This is a genomic window from Streptococcus oralis (assembly GCF_023109155.1).
Lineage (GTDB): Bacteria > Bacillota > Bacilli > Lactobacillales > Streptococcaceae > Streptococcus > Streptococcus oralis_BZ.
Window position 1 is genome coordinate 23,302 of sequence record NZ_JALDUA010000003.1, and the last position, 18,386, is coordinate 41,687.

The 18,386-nt window shown below is 41.9% G+C and carries 18 protein-coding genes; 1 reads left to right on the forward strand and 17 read right to left on the reverse strand.

Annotation, left to right across the window (positions count from 1 at the left end; all coding sequences use genetic code 11):
* Positions 1–25: 25 nt before the first annotated feature.
* The 9 genes from M1F63_RS06525 to M1F63_RS06565 form a co-directional block, all read right to left on the reverse strand.
* Positions 26–529 (reverse strand): GNAT family N-acetyltransferase, encoded by a 504-nt coding sequence (locus tag M1F63_RS06525; protein WP_247941021.1) that lies wholly within the window; start codon positions 527–529, stop codon positions 26–28.
* The gene (locus M1F63_RS06530; RefSeq protein ID WP_247941022.1) at positions 526–993 is read right to left on the reverse strand and encodes a GNAT family N-acetyltransferase; all 468 of its coding nucleotides are present in this window, start codon (positions 991–993) and stop codon (positions 526–528) included. The genes M1F63_RS06525 and M1F63_RS06530 overlap by 4 nt, the downstream gene beginning before the upstream one ends.
* Positions 994–1,002: 9 nt before the next feature.
* The gene (gene murC, locus M1F63_RS06535) at positions 1,003–2,337 is read right to left on the reverse strand and encodes a UDP-N-acetylmuramate--L-alanine ligase (protein ID WP_247941023.1); all 1,335 of its coding nucleotides are present in this window, start codon (positions 2,335–2,337) and stop codon (positions 1,003–1,005) included.
* A gap of 11 nt (positions 2,338–2,348) precedes the next feature.
* Positions 2,349–2,960, reverse strand: coding sequence for a divisome accessory protein ZapJ (gene zapJ / locus M1F63_RS06540; RefSeq protein ID WP_247941024.1), 612 nt, complete (start codon positions 2,958–2,960; stop codon positions 2,349–2,351).
* Positions 2,961–3,007: 47 nt separating this feature from the next.
* On the reverse strand, positions 3,008–6,103 hold the full coding sequence (locus tag M1F63_RS06545; protein WP_247941025.1) for a pilus expression-regulating Snf2 family helicase: 3,096 nt from the start codon (positions 6,101–6,103) through the stop codon (positions 3,008–3,010).
* A gap of 92 nt (positions 6,104–6,195) precedes the next feature.
* Positions 6,196–7,362 (reverse strand): MalY/PatB family protein, encoded by a 1,167-nt coding sequence (locus M1F63_RS06550; protein WP_247941026.1) that lies wholly within the window; start codon positions 7,360–7,362, stop codon positions 6,196–6,198.
* Between the two features lie 7 nt (positions 7,363–7,369).
* Positions 7,370–8,464, reverse strand: coding sequence for a cystathionine gamma-synthase (locus tag M1F63_RS06555; protein ID WP_247941027.1), 1,095 nt, complete (start codon positions 8,462–8,464; stop codon positions 7,370–7,372).
* A gap of 145 nt (positions 8,465–8,609) precedes the next feature.
* Positions 8,610–10,568, reverse strand: coding sequence for a peptide ABC transporter substrate-binding protein (locus M1F63_RS06560; RefSeq protein ID WP_247941028.1), 1,959 nt, complete (start codon positions 10,566–10,568; stop codon positions 8,610–8,612).
* 202 nt (positions 10,569–10,770) lie between these two features.
* Entirely contained in the window at positions 10,771–12,393 is a 1,623-nt protein-coding gene (locus M1F63_RS06565) for a putative polysaccharide biosynthesis protein (RefSeq protein ID WP_247941029.1), read from the reverse strand.
* Between the two features lie 105 nt (positions 12,394–12,498).
* On the opposite strand from M1F63_RS06565, the gene M1F63_RS06570 reads away from it, so the two are divergent.
* Positions 12,499–13,944: a UDP-N-acetylmuramoyl-L-alanyl-D-glutamate--L-lysine ligase gene (locus M1F63_RS06570; protein ID WP_247941030.1), complete on the forward strand. Its 1,446-nt coding sequence runs from the start codon at positions 12,499–12,501 to the stop codon at positions 13,942–13,944.
* Between the two features lie 32 nt (positions 13,945–13,976).
* On the opposite strand, the gene M1F63_RS06575 is transcribed toward M1F63_RS06570, so the two are convergent.
* The 8 genes from M1F63_RS06575 to M1F63_RS06610 form a co-directional block, all read right to left on the reverse strand.
* Positions 13,977–14,177, reverse strand: a complete 201-nt coding sequence (locus tag M1F63_RS06575; RefSeq protein ID WP_000051185.1) for a CsbD family protein — start codon at positions 14,175–14,177, stop codon at positions 13,977–13,979.
* 101 nt (positions 14,178–14,278) lie between these two features.
* Positions 14,279–14,929, reverse strand: a complete 651-nt coding sequence (locus M1F63_RS06580) for a DUF1803 domain-containing protein (RefSeq protein WP_247941031.1) — start codon at positions 14,927–14,929, stop codon at positions 14,279–14,281.
* The gene (locus M1F63_RS06585) at positions 14,913–15,425 is read right to left on the reverse strand and encodes a YiiX/YebB-like N1pC/P60 family cysteine hydrolase (protein ID WP_247941032.1); all 513 of its coding nucleotides are present in this window, start codon (positions 15,423–15,425) and stop codon (positions 14,913–14,915) included. Before M1F63_RS06585 ends, M1F63_RS06580 begins: the two co-directional genes overlap by 17 nt.
* A 122-nt stretch (positions 15,426–15,547) precedes the next feature.
* Positions 15,548–15,874 (reverse strand): DUF2568 domain-containing protein, encoded by a 327-nt coding sequence (locus M1F63_RS06590; protein ID WP_247941033.1) that lies wholly within the window; start codon positions 15,872–15,874, stop codon positions 15,548–15,550.
* A gap of 53 nt (positions 15,875–15,927) precedes the next feature.
* The gene (locus M1F63_RS06595) at positions 15,928–16,863 is read right to left on the reverse strand and encodes a manganese-dependent inorganic pyrophosphatase (protein WP_247941034.1); all 936 of its coding nucleotides are present in this window, start codon (positions 16,861–16,863) and stop codon (positions 15,928–15,930) included.
* Positions 16,864–16,948: 85 nt separating this feature from the next.
* Positions 16,949–17,233, reverse strand: a complete 285-nt coding sequence (locus M1F63_RS06600) for a GIY-YIG nuclease family protein (RefSeq protein ID WP_049520464.1) — start codon at positions 17,231–17,233, stop codon at positions 16,949–16,951.
* Positions 17,223–17,972, reverse strand: a complete 750-nt coding sequence (locus M1F63_RS06605; RefSeq protein ID WP_000657018.1) for a tRNA1(Val) (adenine(37)-N6)-methyltransferase — start codon at positions 17,970–17,972, stop codon at positions 17,223–17,225. The genes M1F63_RS06600 and M1F63_RS06605 overlap by 11 nt, the downstream gene beginning before the upstream one ends.
* A gap of 53 nt (positions 17,973–18,025) precedes the next feature.
* Complete coding sequence (locus M1F63_RS06610; RefSeq protein WP_000689618.1) at positions 18,026–18,385, reverse strand: S1 RNA-binding domain-containing protein; 360 nt, start codon at positions 18,383–18,385, stop codon at positions 18,026–18,028.
* Between the last annotated feature and the right edge of the window lies 1 nt (position 18,386).

The following is an 18,386-nucleotide window of genomic DNA, read 5'->3' on the forward strand; positions in this document are numbered from 1 at the left end:
AGCAACCAACTAGGGCATTCCCTAGCTAGTTTTCTTTATATTCAGGCTGCCAGACCATATCATACCATGTTTCCCCAGCAAAGCTTGACTGGGATATTCCTTCATTAACAAAGCCATGTTTTTCATAATAGGCGATAAGGTAGTCATGACATGTCAAGTTAATGCCCTCTCGTTCATGTTCTAAAGCGACTTCTTTCAGAGCCTTTAATAGTCTTTTCCCCACTCCCAAAGCTTGTGCTTCCTTGGCAATAGATAGGCAAGTCACAGAAATATAACCTCCAGGTTGATGACTATAGTCTTTTATTTTTTCTGTAAAGGACTGATCATGTAGATGGCGGTGCGGAACGACTGGACCTTCGATATAACCAAGAATACGCCCCTCTTTTTCAGCTACCAAAAAACTGGTCTGAATTTCCCGCAAATGCGCCTCAAAGACCGAACGAGGAATAGCTTCTTCAAGGGAAAAATTCTCTAGCTCTATCTCTATAATCCGATCTAAATCCGAAAATCTTGCTTGTCTGATTTTCATATTTCCTCCTGATAAAAAGGATTTGCCCAAATCAGATACCATTCAGAACCACTGCCATAATGACTCTCTGTCACTTCTTCTTCAACAAAACCATTCATTTCAAAATAAGATAGTAGTTCATCAGGACTTTGCAAAAGAATACCTTGATAATCTAGTTCGACTGTCACCTGTTTCAAGGCTGCAAGAAGAAGAGTTCCCAGCCCCTGACCCCAATGGTCAGGATGAATGGTCAATAATTTTATTTCTATCCATTTGGGATGAACAGACTGAGCTTCTCCTAAAACATAGCCCAAAAGCTGATTTTCATCCCCAGCTACAAGAAAGGTACCCGCAGACTTGCGGATACTCTCTTCTAAGGATTGGCGGCTAAGTGTCTCTTCTGATGAAGGATTGGCTTCTTCAATCGCCAACATTTCTTCTAAATCTGATAGGGTAGCTTGCCTTATAGTGATTGGAATTTCCATCTGTTTTCCTTATTGGACGTTGCTTGTCAAGTTAGACAAGAGACGTTCAAATGAATATTCATAGGTTTGGATGTCTCCAGCACCCATAAAGACATAAACAGCATTGTCATGGTCTAGGAGTGGAGAAACATTTTCAACAGTGATAACCTGGTGTTTCTTGTTGATTTTATTAGCTAAGTCTTCTACTTTGACATCACCATGGTCCACCTCACGAGCTGATCCATAGATTTGCGCTAGGTAGACGGCGTCTGCTTGATTCAAAGCGTGGGCAAATTCGTCCAACAAGGCAATGGTTCTTGTAAAGGTATGCGGTTGAAAGACTGCCACGATTTCCTTGCTTGGGTATTTCTGACGAGCTGCATCCAAGGTCGCAATGATTTCTGTTGGATGGTGGGCAAAGTCATCAATGATTACTGTATCATTGACTATTTTTTCAGTGAAACGACGCTTAACACCTGCAAAAGTTTTCAAGTGTTCACGGACCAAGTTCAAATCAAATCCAGCTGTGTAAAGAAGACCAATAACAGCTGTCGCATTCATAATATTGTGACGACCAAAGGTTGGAATGTGGAATTGACCCAATTCTTGTCCACGGAAATGAACTGTAAAGGTTGATCCAGTTGTTGAACGAAGAAGATCGCTAGCTACAAAGTCATTGCCCTCAGCTTCAAACCCATAGTAATAGATTGGCGCATTGGCTGTGATCTTACGCAACTCAGGATCTTCACCGTATACAAACAAACCTTTGGTAATTTGTTTGGCATAGTCGTTAAAGGCATTGAAAACATCCTCTAGACTTGTAAAGTAGTCTGGATGGTCAAAGTCAATGTTGGTGATGATAGAGTATTCTGGGTGGTAAGGCATGAAATGACGCTCATATTCGTCAGATTCAAAAACAAAATACTTAGCATTGGCTGAGCCGCGACCCGTTCCATCCCCAATCAAGAAGCTGGTGTCTGTGATGTGAGACAAAACGTGAGACAGCATACCTGTTGTTGAAGTTTTTCCATGTGCTCCTGCCACTCCCATGCTGACAAAGTCGCGCATAAAGCTACCTAAGAATTCGTGGTAACGTTTGTAGCTGACACCATTTTGATCTGCATAGGCGATTTCAACGTTGTTATCTGGACGGAAGGCATTCCCCGCGATAATCTCCACATCACCTTGTAGGTTCTTTTCATCAAAAGGAAGAATAGCAATCCCTGCCTGCTCTAGTCCACGTTGAGTAAAGTAGTATTTTTCAACGTCTGAACCTTGAACCTTGTGTCCCATTTGGTGCAACATCAAAGCTAGGGCACTCATCCCTGATCCCTTGATTCCAATAAAATGATATGTTTTTGACATGCTTTTCTCCCCTACTCAGTAATTCTTGTCAGATTCAACTCTTGGGCAACCTGACGTTCCTGTTCTGTTTGCTTATTCTTTTTATTATAGATTTGACTCTTCTTTAGAAAATCGTAGTTGTTCTTTTTAGTTTTTTCCGTTTGGGTTTTCGGAGTTGGATTCGCCACTTGGCCAACCTCCTCAGCTAAGATATAGTGAGACTGGCTCAAGTTTTTACTAAATTTGGCAAACTCACCAGGATTTTCCTTTTGAAATGGTGCTGTTGGTTGGTTTCCTTGACGAACAAGTGTTGAACCATTGTGTCGTCTAGTATGACTAACATCCTGAGTCAAATACTTGGCTGAACGTTTCTTCTTTAAGTCCGCACGCGCCTCTTCTCGAGCCAATTCAGCATAGGTTTTTTCAATTTTTTTAGGTTCTGGACTTGGCTTTGACTCCTTATTAACCACTGGAGAAACTACGGTTTCTTCCTCATTGATAGGAGACCATTCCAAATAGTTCTTATCGCGGTAATCACCTTTGATATTGCTAATAAAGTCTGACTCATCGTACAAGTCCATGACTGGCATTTTGGTCAGCATGATCTCATCATCTGACACCAATGGAAATCGATCTTGTTTCATTTTGTATTTCCTTTCAACACTTCATTATAGCGTATTGTCTTGATTTTTCAAGTGCTGGCTTCAGAAATTCCCAAAATTTCACGAATTTCTGCCAGACTGAGACTCGCACGCGACTCCGTACCATCTAAAACTTGGGAAACCAAATGTTTCTTTTGTTCTTGAAGTTCTTGGATTTTTTCTTCAATGGTCCCCTTGGTAATCAAACGATAGACCTCGACCATCTGCTCCTGCCCCATGCGGTGAGCTCTTCCGATAGCCTGGGCTTCGACAGCGGGATTCCACCAAAGGTCAACTAAAATAACCGTATCAGCTCCCGTTAGATTGAGACCAACACCACCCGCCTTAAGGGAGATGAGAAAGGCATCTCTTTCCCCTTGGTTAAAGGCCTTAGTCATCTCCTGTCTGTCATGAGCAGGAGTTGAACCTGTGATTTTGAAGGAGGTCAAGCCCAAGTCTGGGAGTTCTTTCTCGATTTTTTCCAACATTCCTTTGAACTGGGAGAAAATCAAGACCCGATGCCCACCATCAGCCACTTGTAGCAATAAATCTCGGAGACTATCCAATTTACCACTAGCTCCCTGGTAATCGTCCATGAAGAGAGCTGGCGTATCGCAGATTTGACGCAAACGCATGAGTCCAGATAAGATTTCTACCCGACTTCTCTGGAATTCTTGATCTGTCACTTGCGCTAGGCGGTCTCGCATCTGTTGCAACTGGGCCAGATAGATAGCCTTCTGTTGGTCTTCCAGTTCATTTTTATAGACGACTTCAATCAGATCAGGCAGTTCTGTAAGAACTTCTTCTTTCTTACGCCTCATGACGAAGGGTTTGATAAACTGCGCGACTCGCTCAGCCGGTAATTTCATAAACTCCTTTTTACTTGGTAAGAGCCCCGGTAGCACAATTTGGAAGATAGACCACAACTCTCCTAAATGATTTTCGATGGGCGTACCTGACAAAGCAAAAACTGCCGGCACAACAAACTGGCGCAAACTCTGAGCAATCTTGGTTTGGGCATTTTTCATGACCTGGGCTTCATCTAAGAAGAGAAAATCAAAAGCCATCTCTTGATAAAGCTCGCTGTCTTGACGAAAGGTGGCATAGCTAGTCACATAGATTTGGTGATTTTCAGAAAGAATTGCTTCTCGATTCGCTTTCAAACCATGAACGACAGCCAAATCCAACTGTGGGGCAAATTTCCTGAATTCATCTGCCCAATTGTAGATCAAACCTGACGGAGCCAAAATCAAGACCCGACTATCTTCTGTCACCTGACTGGTCAAAAAAGCGATGGTTTGCAGTGTTTTTCCCAGTCCCATATCATCTGCCAGGATACCACCAAAGCCATAGTGATGAAGCATCTGGAGCCAACGGACTCCCTTTTCCTGATAGTCTCTCAAACTCGCCTGCACCCGTATATCTCCCAAAGGAAAATCCTCTGGATGGGTCAAATCATGAGCTAAGTGCTGAAATTCTTCCGAGAAGGAGATCCTGTCTCGACCTTCAAACAACTGAGACAGACTGTAAGCCAGAGATTTTCGCGCTTGGAAAGAACCATCTTTTAGCTCAACCCCCAGTTCCTGCAAATTTTGACGAATCTGCTTGGTTTCCTCATCAAAAAAGTACACTTGGTCAGAAGAACTGATATAGAAATCCTGATTGCTGGTCAGGGCTTTAAGAGCTTGATCAATCTCTTCCTGGGCAATTCCTTGGAAATCAAATTGGATTTCCAACAGTCCTCTCTTGGACTCAATCTGAACCTGAGGAGCTTGGACGCTGTAGAGCTGATTCATCTCATCAGATAAGAAGACCTGGCCCAACTTCTCAAAAGCTGGAATCGTATGGTGAAAGAAAGAATAAACTGCCTCTGGCTTCAAAGCCTGTCTCCAAGACTGAAAATCAGCCTCAAAACCAGCCCCTAAACAGACTTGAAATAATTGGTTTTCCAAGACAGCATCACTTGAAAAAGGTAATTGTTCCAGCTGTTGACGACTAGTTACCTTAACATCTCCATAATCAAACTGAATATTCAAGCGGATGCGGCCGTCATCCTCCCTATCAAAGTAAAAGATTGGTGAAAAGGGTCTGATTTGCAAGCGCTCAGGAGCAGAAACTGTGCCCAGCTGTCCAAACAAAGGCAGACAGGCGGCTAGGCGGTCACGATCACTGTTGTCAAACTGGAGGCATTTTCTCTCTCTTTCCTCCTGAGGAAGCTCCTTGACTTCCTTTAGGAGGCTGATTTGTTTAGGGTTTAAGAGATAAAGATTCCCCTTACGAAAGAGAACCGCTCCCCCATAGAATACGTTGACTCGCTCACTTTCAGAAATCTCCATCTCAAAATAATCTGGGAACTCTTGCACGTAAAAAGAGAAAAGGTCTGCATCAGGATCTAAATCATGAAAGAGGAGAATCTCATAACTATCAATCTGGTGCTCAAAATGAAAATCTTCCAAGTTCATCAGCAACTCCACTCCCTGCTCAAAAAAGGTCAGAGGGAAAAAGAGGTGACGACCTTGATTAGGAAAAAAGAGATCTTGACTCAGTCCCTCCTCAATCAAGCCACATAAAAAAGTAAGAACATCTTGACTAACTGTATCAAAAGACTCCCAAGACAAGTCATTTTCATAGTATTTCCCAATCATGTATGGCTTTCGATGGACCAAAACCTTCAAAAAGAGAGGGATGTCACGAATGACATAATATTTTTGACTATCAACTAAACCGATTCGGAGAGTCCAAAGGAAACGATTGGTCCCAGCTTCCACCTGACCTTGAGCCGACAAAGTGTAGATTTTCTCTCGCTTCTGAGGTTGGATACGCTCCAAAAAACTACCACCAAAACTAACCTTGGTTTCGACCTCTTCTTGCTCTTCATGTCCTTTTTCTAAGGATTGTAAAATCACCTGGCCTTCTTCATCATTCTTCAGATAATGCTCGAGCGCTGCTAGGTGAACACAGTAACCTCTTTTTTGGAAAAAATCGCAAGCACAAAAAACCAGATCATCCTCTAAACTGTAGCGCAAGTCTTCTCCCGCCACACGAGTATAGAGGCGATTCCCTTTTTCCTTGATAATCTCAATGTTGCCTGTTTCATAGAGTGTAACCCCCTCCATGCGCAACTTTCCCGGAATCAATTTAGCCATAGTTACCCCTTTATCTTATCTTTTCATTATACCACATTTTCCCCTATGAAAATAGCCTTCTAGGAAGACTTTTCTCCTAGAAGGCTGGATTTTTAAAGTGTAGCAAAAGTGGTCACGATGCGTTGGCAAACCTCTTCCAGTACTGACTTCGGCATAGCTACATTAAGACGGGCATGAAGAGCTCCTTCCTCCCCAAAGTCCAAACCTCGGTTCAAGATAACCTTGGCTTCATTCTTCAAAAGCTCTTGCAAGCGGTCATCCGTTAGGTCATAGGCCGAAAAATCAAGCCAGATCAAGTAGGTACCTTGTGGCTTCATGACCTTAATCTTGGTTTCGTTGCCCAAAACATCCACTACATAGTTAATGTGGTCCTCGATGACTTCTTTTAACTCTCCTAACCAGTCCTTGCCATAACGGTAGGCAGCTTCTGTCGCCAAATACCCCAAGCCTGAGATTTCATGCTGGTTATTGGCCAACTGGCGTTTTTGGAAAGCAACACGAAGCTTGGGATTTTCAATAACTGCATAGGAATTCTTGGTCCCAGCAATATTAAAGGTCTTAGTGGCACTGCTCAAGATAAGGGCGAAGTCTTTAAAAGCAGGATCAATGGTATTAAATGACTGGTGTTTGTGACCAAAGAGGGCCAAATCTTGGTGAATCTCATCTGAAACAAGCAAAACACCATGTTTTTGGCAGAGATGACCAATCTTTTCTAACACTTCCTTTTCCCAAACACGTCCACCAGGATTGTGAGGATTGCAAAGGATATAGAGTTTGACATCCTCTCCCACCAATTCCTTCTCCAGCTGGTCAAAGTCAATCTCAAACAGCCCGTCCTTTTCCACCAAAGAATTGGTAATCAATCTGCGATTGTTGAGTTTGACACTGCGGGCAAAAGGTGGATAGACCGGTGTGTTAATCAGAACAGCCTCTCCTTCTTTTGTAAAGGCTTGAATAGCTGTTGAAATAGCTGGTACCACTCCCTCTATAAAGACGAGGGCATCCTTGTCAAAGTGATAGCCGTGTTGTGTAGCTTCCCAGTCCTGAACCGACTCAATCAAATCATCACTAGCATAAGTATAGCCATAGACCAACTGATCTGCGTAGGCTTGTACAGCTTGTCGAACCTCAGGCAAAACCACAAAGTCCATATCTGCTATCCAGGCTGGTAGAACTTCTCGGTCAGCTTCTGCTTCTTTCCATTTATAGGTATGGTGCCCAAAACGATTGGGCAGGCTTGTAAAATCATATTTTCCCATATCTATCTTATCCTTCCAAAGCTTGGCGCAAGTCCGCAATCAAATCTCTAGCATCTTCAATCCCAATTGACAAGCGCAAGAGGTCATCTGTTAAGCCATAGGAATGGCGCACTTCTGCTGGAATATCCGCATGGGTTTGAGTCGTCGGATAGGTGATCAGACTCTCCACCCCACCCAAACTTTCCGCAAATGAAAAGACCTTCAAGCTATTTAAAATATGAGGAATACGCTTTTCATTCACTACTTTAAAGGAAATCATGCCTCCACGTCCTGTATAGAGCACTTCCTTAACTGCAGGTGAATCCTTCAAAAAGGCAACCACTTCTTGGGCATTGGCTGTAGAACGCTCCATACGAAGAGGTAGAGTTTTAAGTCCACGAATCAACTGATAACTATCAAATGGTGACAAGACCGCACCTGTCGTATTGAGATTATAGAAAAGTTGTTCATATAGTTCTAAACTATTAGTCACAACCACCCCAGCTAAGACATCATTGTGCCCTGCTAAATACTTGGTGGCAGAATGAAGAACGATATCCGCACCATCTTCAATCGGACGTTGGTAAATCGGACTGTAGAAGGTATTGTCCACCACTACCTTGGCACCCTTGGCATGAGCTAGTTTGGCTAGTTTGGCAATATCAAATTCCAACATCAAGGGATTGGTTGGCGTTTCGATATAGAGAACATCCACATCATTTTCCAGCTCAGTAATCAACTCTGCTTCAGTATTGGCATAGGTAAAATGGAAACGGCCTTCCTGCTCCACTTGGTTGAACCAACGGAAAGAACCCCCATACAGATCACGAACAGCCAAGACTTTACTTCCTACTGGAAAAACACTAAAAGCCAGTACAATCGCAGCCATTCCTGAGCTCGTTGCTAGGGCATAGTCTGCTGATTCGATTGCCGCCAAGACCTCCTCCGCCTTACTACGAGTTGGGTTTTTAGTACGGGTATAGTCAAATCCCGTAGACTGACCGAACTCTGGATGCTGATAAGTTGTTGAAAAATGAAGCGGTGTTACCAAGGCACCTGTAGCCTCATCTGACTTGATTCCCGCCTGGGCCAAAATTGTGTTGATGTGTAGTTCTTTGCTCATACAATACCTCCAAATCTATAGTAACTATTGTACCACTTATTTTTACTAACTCATTTTCTTGTTTTCAAGAGCTAGTTATAGTTTCAAACTATATAAAAACGATAGTTCCTTGAGAAACTATCGTTTTTCCTGTTGAATAGACTGGTTATTTAACGTGTTTTGCCAGTTCTTCTTGGGCTTTTTTATTTGATTCTTCTTTTTCTTTCTGCCATTTTTCTTTAGCTTTTTCATACTCATCAGCCGTTACAGTCTTATCTTGTAACTTGAGATACTTGTATGATTCGACACCCTTATTTCCAGCTTGTGAGAATGGTGATGAGAATGGAACTGTCTTTCTCAAGGTCGGTGTTCCACCCTGAGAAACGTTTGGAATTGCAAGGGCGCTATCAACGAGCCAAGCTTGAATTTCAGCATATTTTTCATAACGTTTTGCTGGTTCTTGCTCCTTGTTCGCTTCTTCTAGCATTTGAGTGTAGGTATCCAGACCAACCGCCTTAGCCTTGTCATTGACCTCACCTGGTTCTAGACCAATGTTTTGCAACATACCACCGTTATTGACATTTAAGATATCAAGATAGCTTGATGGGTCCAAGTAGTCAGCACTCCAACCGCCATTATAGATATCAAAGTCTTTTTGAGCTGCGGTTTGAGCGAGGTAGCTAGAGTTGTCAAAGTCATCTGTTGATAGCTGTTGGATATCGATAACCACATTCTCAGCTCCTAGAACAGATTCGATGGATTGTTTCAAAGAGCTTGCTTCAAGTACACCTTTTTTAGCTGATTGGTCTACAGATACATCCAAGTGGATTGGGAATTGTACACCCTTAGCTTCCAATTCTTTCTTAGCTTCTGCAAATTTAGCTTTAGCCTTGTCAGGATTGTAGTATGGGTCTTGCGCATCTGCAAAGTTGATTCCTTGCCATTCTTGGCCATAGTTGACCATCTTTTCTGAAACAACATCTCCAAAGTCTTTTCCGTTGATGCTTACAAATGTAGGAGGTACAACCAAGTTACGAATAATCTTCGTTGCTCCGTCCTCCCCTTGAGATTGTGCTCCATAGGCTGTACGGTTATAAGCATAGTTGAAGGCTTGACGGAAGTTTTTATTCAGAACTGCTTCTTGGGTTGATTTCTTTTCGATATCTGAAGATTTAGACGTGAAGTTATAAGACTTTCTGTCCAAGTTGAAGTTCAAGTAATAAGAAGTTGCGTTTTGCATACTATAGATGATGTTATCCTTGTTCTTCTCTTTAATGCCTTCAAAGCTTGAGCTATTTGGATAGAGACGCGCGTAGCTGTATACTCCTTCTACAAAGTTACGTGCTAGTGCATCTTGGTCACTACCATCATAATAGGCCAATTTCACATCATCCACAAAGACATTTTTTTCATCCCAGTAGTTGGGATTTTTCTTGAATTCGATAACAGATTTTGAAACAAACGATTTCATCAAGAAAGGTCCATTGTACAAAATACTAGAAGGGTCTACCTTACCAAAGTCATCCCCTTTTGATTTTAAGAAATCTGCATTGACAGGGAAGAGAATGGTTGAAGTTGTTTTAGAATTCCAATAAGATTCTGGACGTGTCAAAGTGTACTGAACCGTTTGGTCGTCAATCGCCTTAACACCGACAGTTGAAAAGTCACTTGTTTTCCCGTTGATATAGTCATCCAAACCTGCTACAGAGTCTTGAACCAGGTACAAGGCTTCGGATTTTTTATCAGCAGCATATTTCAAACCTGTCACAAAGTCTTGGGCCGTTACAGGGGCGTATTCTTCACCCTCATAAGTATACCATTTTGCATCCTTACGCAATTTGTAAGTATAGGTCAAACCGTCCTGAGAAACAGTCCAATCCTCTGCCAATGATGGAACATAGTTACCGTATTGGTCGTTTTCCATCAACCCATCCACCAAATTGGTCACGATGTCATTGGTTGTTGCACGGTTTTCTGCAAGATAGTTCAAACTAGATGGATCGCTCGAATAAACATAGTTATATGTTTTAGTAGCGCTATTTGAATTTCCACATGCGCTCAGTAAGATACCTGCGCTTAACACGACACTTGCAAGTGTCAGATACTTGGCCTTAGACTTTTTCATTTCCAGAACCTCCTGTTTAAAAGTTTTGTCTTATTATACAGCTTTTGTTTTATTTAGTCAAGTGATTTCTGAAGAAAAACTTAAAAAAGCATATTTTTTGCTCTTGATTTTAGAAAAAGTTCTCTTTTTTTAAGAAAAATGTACTATAAAAACCTTTCTATTAAAGAAAGGTTAAATTCATTACTTTTATTTATAAATCTTTTTACGATATTTTCAATCGTGTACGTAGGCGGTCTGCTTGAGCTTTGCCAATTATCTTGTCCAAGAGTCGTGTCCGTAGGCTCATCAAACCATAAAGACCTCCTCCAAGCCCTCCGATGAGAGCCACATAAAGGAAACTCCAAAAACGTCCACTTGGTTGGAAGACAAAACCGAGTAGCCACTGCAAGAAGCCAACTAGGATAAACATGACAAGGGTCAAGATGGTAATCAAAATGGTTCGCTTCAAGATTATCTTTCGACGAGCACCCGTTACCTGGCAGATGTCTCGGTACATCAGGACATTCGGAATAATCAAGCCGATAGTCGTTGAAATCAAGGGACCGTAACTATGGAAAATAGCAATGGTTGGCAATTGCAAGACGATCTTAGCAATGGAACCATAGATAAAGTAAAGAACTGCCTTGCGGTTTCGGAACATAGCCTGAAGCATAGGAGACAAGACCATATACAAGCCTAGGATAGTAGACTGCAAAACTGCAAAGACAAATAAGCCCATGGCCAGACTATCTGGCTTACCGTAAAAGACTGTATAAAGAGGCTCCCCTACCATGACCACTCCAACCGTTGCCGGCAGTAGAAATAAGAAGAGCATGGTGAGACTATCTTGGACTAGGCGAGCTGCTGCCGGTAAGTCGCCTTTTACATAGTTTTCCGTCAACAGCGGCAAGCCGACACTCCCAATTGAAACTCCCACAGAGATTAAAATCATGGTAATTTTATTAGGATTGGCAGAGAAATAAGAAAACATGACAACCAAGTCTTCATTGCTGTAGTTAGTAAACCACTTCATACTATTGATAAAGGTCATCTGGTCTAAAATCTGGAAGAGTTGGATGGCTGATCCTGTCAGGATAAATGGAATGGCTTCCTTGATGGTATCGACTAAGAGTCGCTTACTATTGATTTTATCCCGTGTTTCAAAAACTCTTTTAAGCAAACCTTCTTGAGCAAGGAAGTAGATCAAAACTGCAAAACTTGCCACCATCCCCACAAAGGCTGCAAAGGTCGATTGGGTAACGGCTGCTAGGTAGTCACCAGAACCCATCTTCATAATGAAGAAGGTTGCCATCAACATCCAGATAACACGGATCACCTGCTCAGCGATTTGACTCATGGCATAGGGTTTGAGGTTATTCATCCCTTGGAAGAAGCCTCGAATGACACTCATAGATGGGAAAATCAAGACTGCCCAAGCCAAGCTCTGCATGATGGGAATCAGGTCTTTCCCCACACCTGACAAATCTGCTAACCAGGGAGAAAAGAGATACAAGACCAAGGCAAAGACTAAGCCCAAGCCCGTCATAAAGCTTAGGAAACTCCGAATCAAGGCAAAGCTATGCTCTTCTTCTCGAATGGTATTGTACTTAGCCACTTGTTTGGCGACCGCAACTGGGATACCCGCTGTCGAAATCAGCAAGAACCAGGCGTAAATATTGTAGCCCATTGTAAAGAGGCCGTTTGCCTTAGCAGCATAGGTTCCCATCCAGATATACCAGGGAATAATGTAGATAGCACCAAGGAGGCGACTAATAAAGTTACTAGCTGTTAGCCAAGCAGTCCCTCGCAACATCTGGGCTTGCTGGTGATTGTTTTCGTTAGACATAGCTTCCTCATTCAATTTTGATAACTAGGAAAAGTTCCTTATCTTCCATTATAAACTTTTCCTTGTTACTTGTAAAATTCGGGCTTGAAGTTTATAATAGAAAGTATGATTAAGATTGAAACCGTATTAGATATTTTAAAGAAAGATGGCCTTTTTCGCGAGATTATTGACCAAGGTCATTACCACTACAACTACAGTGAAGTTGTTTTTGACACCATCAGTTACGACAGTCGAAAAGTAAAAGAAGGGACTCTTTTTTTTGCAAAAGGTGCTGCCTTTAAAAAAGAATATCTGCTCTCAGCTATCTCGCAGGGGCTAGGTTGGTATGTCGCAGAAAAGGACTACGAAGTCGGTATCCCCGTCATCATTGTGAACGATATCAAGAAAGCCATGAGTTTGATTGCGATGGAATTCTATGGTAATCCACAAGAGAAACTCAAAATTCTCGCTTTCACAGGGACAAAAGGAAAGACGACAGCAGCGTACTTTGCTTACCACATCCTATCTCAACGCTACCCAACAGCTCTCTTGTCAACTATGAACACAACTCTGGATGGCGAGACCTTCTTTAAATCTTCCTTCTCAACGCCTGAAAATATCGATCTCTTCGACATGATGGCTCAGGCTGTTAAGAATGGAAGAACCCATCTTGTAATGGAAGTCTCTAGCCAAGCCTATCTTGTTCATCGAGTCTATGGCCTGACCTTTGATGTAGGTGTCTTTCTCAACATCACTCCTGACCATATCGGTCCGATTGAGCATCCTAGCTTTGAAGACTACTTCTATCACAAACGTCTCTTGATGAAAAATAGCCGAGCAGTTGTCATTAATAGCGACATGGACCACTTTTCTGTATTGAAAGAACAAGTGGAAGATCAAGAGCATGACTTCTATGGTAGCCAGTCAAGTAACCAAATCGAGAACTCCAAAGCCTTTAGCTTTTCAGCTACAGGTAAACTCGCTGGTGATTACGATATCCAACTCATCGGCCACTTTAACCAAGAAAATGCAGTTGCTGCAGGACTTGCCTGTCTTCGTCTAGGTGCCAGTCTAGAGGACATCAAAAAAGGGATTGGTGCAACCCGCGTCCCTGGACGTATGGAAGTTCTCACTCAGAAAAATGGAGCCAAGGTCTTCATCGACTACGCCCACAATGGTGACAGTCTGAAAAAACTGATTTCTGTTGTTGAAACTCATCAAACTGGAAAGATTGCTCTGGTTCTCGGTTCGACTGGAAACAAGGGTGAAAGTCGTCGCAAAGACTTTGGACTCCTCCTCAATCAACACCCTGAGATTCATGTCTTTCTCACCGCTGATGACCCCAACTATGAGGATCCAATGGTCATTGCTGAAGAAATCAGTAGCTATATCAGTCATCCTGTTGAAAAGATTGCCGATCGTGAAGAAGCCATCAAGGCAGCGATGGCCATCACAAATCAAGAACTCGATGCTGTGATTATTGCAGGCAAGGGAGCTGATTGTTACCAAATCGTCCAAGGAAAGAAAGAAGACTATCCTGGAGACGCAGCTATCGCAGAACGTTATCTATAAAAAAAATCAAGGGAAACATTCCCTTGATTTTTTTAGTCTTCTTTTTTAAATGAATTTTTAAGACCTTCAACGGCACCTTCTACAGCACCTTTAGCATCTTCTACAACTTCTTTTGCTTTGGCAACTGTTTTTTCTACAGCACCTTCTGCTTCAGTTTTGCTATCACCAGTAACTTTCCCAAATCCTTCTTTGATAGCACCAGTTGCTTGTTCCAATTTATTTTCAAGTGACATAGCTCTGTCTCCTTTGCTTTTAATACGATAAACGTTATCGCTTACATTCAGTTTATGCTTATTCTTTAGTAAAGTCAAACAATCTGCTCAAAATGAAGCAATTAAGGTAAATAGAAAGTCAACCGTTCCTTGTCAAAATCAACAGCCAACTCATACTTCCCTTCTTCATTTTGAACAATATAGCCCAAGACGACTAGACTCTCAACGAAGATATCACGCCGTTTCTGCATAAGCTGGTCCTTTTTGAGGAACTTGAGCAAAAACGTCGTCATATACTTGAGAGCATACTCAGGATTGACATCTCCCAAAATGGCATAGAGTTTCTGCTGTTTTTCTGTCAAAGGATATTGATTCTTGACCTTGTAGAAATAATTAGACAGGGTCATCTTTTCTCTAGCAAAATCTGTAGATTCGACTAAAATGGCTGCATTGGTTTGATTGCGCAATTCTGTCTCAAAAGTCTTCTCCAACAAGGCTTGATAGATTGGACTGTCCTCTCTGATAAAAATTTCTTGGTCAAGGGCTAAATTATCCGTAGATTCTAAAAAAGGGAGATTGAGAAAATAGCGTTTGTTTTCCCTTCGGATCAAACCTGCCTTAATATACTCTTCCATGAGTTTATCAACTGCTACATCTGGAAACTGGGCCTTGATTTCTCGAAGGATCACATCGTCATGCTGGTCCAGATAGTCCACCAAATCTATAAAAAATGGCTGCCGAGTCAAACGAGAGGGATTAAAAATCTGAATCATGAAGATTCCTTTCTTTACATTCTAAAAGAGGGGATGCTGCTAGTTGACTAGGATTGGTTCCTGGCTGATTCAGAGGCACAGGAAGTCCGAGTCTCTGATAATATTCTCTCCAAAAATCACTGATCTCCTGCTCCCCATCACCAAATTTCATCGGAATGGTCTCAAAAATAGGTAGGATTTCTGCGATATACTGGGAGCAGTAAAAGCCAAGCCCATCTGGATAAAAAGAGGCATTATAGGGTTCACCTAAATATTTGCTTGCTCTTTCCTTTACCAAGTCAGCTTCCAGCTCTGGATAGACATAAAGGTCATAGAGATGAGTTCGTTCAAAAAATTCAGCCAGTTCTTGACAAATGACACCAGCTTGCCCACTAGCATGGTAGATGAAACCGTCCAAAAAGATGGCTACATGACTATAGTTACCGGTAGAAGCCTGGATGGCCTGCCCCATATCTGAAAGGTCCTTCACAAAAATCAAATCACCATTTTCTAACATCTTTCTCTCCTAGAAAAAAAGGAGCCGAAACCCCTTTAGCTATATGGAAAACACTGTTTTCTCGTGTCAATCTCCAGTCAAATAATTACCATTTAAATAATTCATTAACTATATTATAAGAATCACTCTAGCTGAAAATAATAAAGCAGACCCAAACTTCCAAAAGACAGAGCTAAGCAGAGGATTCCTATTTGCAATCCATACAAATGCCAAAAACTACCACTAACTAAAATAAAAATCGATGTCTCAGCAACGAGGCGATGCCATTTTTTAAAAGCATGTGGAGATTTTGGTGCCATATATCGTGCCCAAAATAAGATTAATAGAACTGCTAGAAGAAAAAATAGGAATTTTTCCAGCCAAGAAATTTGTATCACAGACACGGAGAAAAGACCAAGGATTGCCACAACCTCAACCAAAAAGCGCAGTCCTTCAATCAATCGCATCATGCTATCACCTTCTATAAATAGTCAAATTAACAGTTCCAAATATTCATTAAGAATTACCCATTAAAGCTTTCAGTCAACTGTGGCACCACTTGTTTCTTACGTGAAACAGCACCTGGAAGGAAAGCGTGGTTGTTTTCAAGTTTGAAATTGAAGGCAGCTTCCACCTTGTCCATGTTTGATCCAAGAGCCAGAATTTCAGAGTTTGAGTTGACGATGTCTGTAATCATCAAGACAAAATCTGAGTAGCCGTTTGCTGCATTAGCCGCTTGCATTGCTGCTTCGATTTCAGCTTGACGTTCCAAGACTTCAGCGATATCAACTGTGTTTACTTGAGCTACACGAACCTTATTTCCATTGAGTTCAAAGGTCTTAGCATCGATATCAATCAATTCTTCAGCAGATTTGCTAGCCAAGTTTGTACCAGCTTTCAGCATAGCAAGACCGTACTCTTCCAAGTTGACACCAGCTAATTCAGCCAATTCAGGCGCAATCACTTTATCAGATGGGTGAGTTGTTGGTGATTTCAAAAGAAGGGTATCTGAAATCAAACCTGAAAGCATCAAACCTGCGATTTCTTTAGGAACTGCCACACCATGCTCTTTGAACATGCGGTAAACGATAGATGAAGCTGATCCAACTGGTTCCAAACGCATGTAAAGCGGACTGGCAGTTTCAAAATTAGCCACACGGTGGTGATCCACAACTCCGTAAACTTCTACTTCAGTAATATCTGACACTGATTGTTGGAATTCATTGTGGTCAGTCAAGATAACTTGCTCTGCACCTTCTGCTTTAGCAGATGTGATGACGCGTGGTGCTTCTACACCAAAATAGTTCAAAACAAAGGCTGTTTCTTCATTAGGAGTTCCAAGTGCTACTGCTTCTGTGTCCAATCCATAAGCCTCTTTTGCAAGATAAGCAAAGGCTACAGATGACCCGATGGCATCTGAGTCTGGATTTTGGTGACCAAATACTAGAATCTTAGACATGATAATACCTCTTTAAATTTATTCATCTTATTTTAGCACTTTTTTCCTCTTTTGACAAAAGTAAGAGGAGCCAAAGGACTCCTCATTAGACATCAATATCGTTAACTAGATTTTTCTCTTGATTTTCGGATAAAAATCGTTCTTTCTGTGGACGTTTCTTGCGCTTGAGGAGAGCCTCTGCAGACATGGCTTCTTCCTTACTGGCAAAACCCTCTACATAGATAAGTTTGACTGGCAAGCGAGCTCGGGTATACTTGGCTCCCTTACCACTATTATGAACGGCAAGGCGCCTCTTCACATCCGTTGTATAGCCAGTATAGTACGACCCGTCGCTGCACTCCACCACATACATATAGGCTTTATGATCCATAGTAAATCTCTTGAATTTCTGGTGTATAGGAACCATCATCATTGTGAACGATGAGAGGTGGCAAGACCTTAAAGCCACTGGTCGATCCATCCTTGATAGCTTCGATTAAGAGCATATTAGCCTCCTTCTCTCGTTTAGGATAGACAAATTGCAGGCGCTTAGGTGCCAAATTGTGACGTTGAAGCATGTCCAAGATATCCAAGAGCCGATCAGGACGATGAACCATAGCTAAACGGCCATTAGACTTGAGAATACTCTGAGCACTACGGCAAATTTCTTTCAGGTTAGTCGTAATTTCGTGTCTGGCCAGAAGGTAGTGTTCACTCTCGTTCAGATTGGAATGCGGATCCACCTTAAAATAAGGCGGATTACACAAGATCATATCCACCTTACTTCCCTGAATGTGGGCAGGCATATTTTTCAAATCATCACAGATGACCTGCATCTGCTCTTCCAAGCCATTCAACTGAACCGAACGCTCTGCCATATCCGCCAAACGCTCCTGTATCTCTACAGATATTATCCGCGCCTGAGTACGTGAACTAGCAAAAAGTCCCACTGCACCATTTCCAGCACAAAAGTCCACAATTAAACCCCGTTTAGGGAAGCGAGGAAAGCGTGACAAGAGAACACTATCCACCGAATAGCTAAACACCTCTCTATTTTGAATGATCTTGATATCTGTCGAAAAGAGCTGATTGATTCGCTCTCCTGGTTTTAATAATTGTTCTTCTTTCATACTTTTATTATAACAAATGATGTTAATATTACAAATGATTTAGATAATCGTATTTACGGCTTCTTCTTTAAATGCTCTAATGCTTCACGCGTCCAAACAGGCATCATTCGGGCAAGGGGCGCAAAACCGTGCTTGATCCGATCATTTGAAAAACGTCTCCGTCTTGGCAATTGATGCTTTTCCTCTTCCAAGGTACGTATGGAAAGACTGGCCTTTCCAGTGTATTCGTCAAAATCCACCACCTGAACTTGAACTTCATCGCCAATTTTTAAAATGTCATAGATATTTTCAATAAATCCCGTCCGAATCTCCGAGATGTGAATCAGCCCTGTCACCCCTGTCTCTAACTCGACAAAGGCACCATAGGGCTGAATTCCTGTAATACGCCCAGTTAGCTTATCACCAATTTTCATT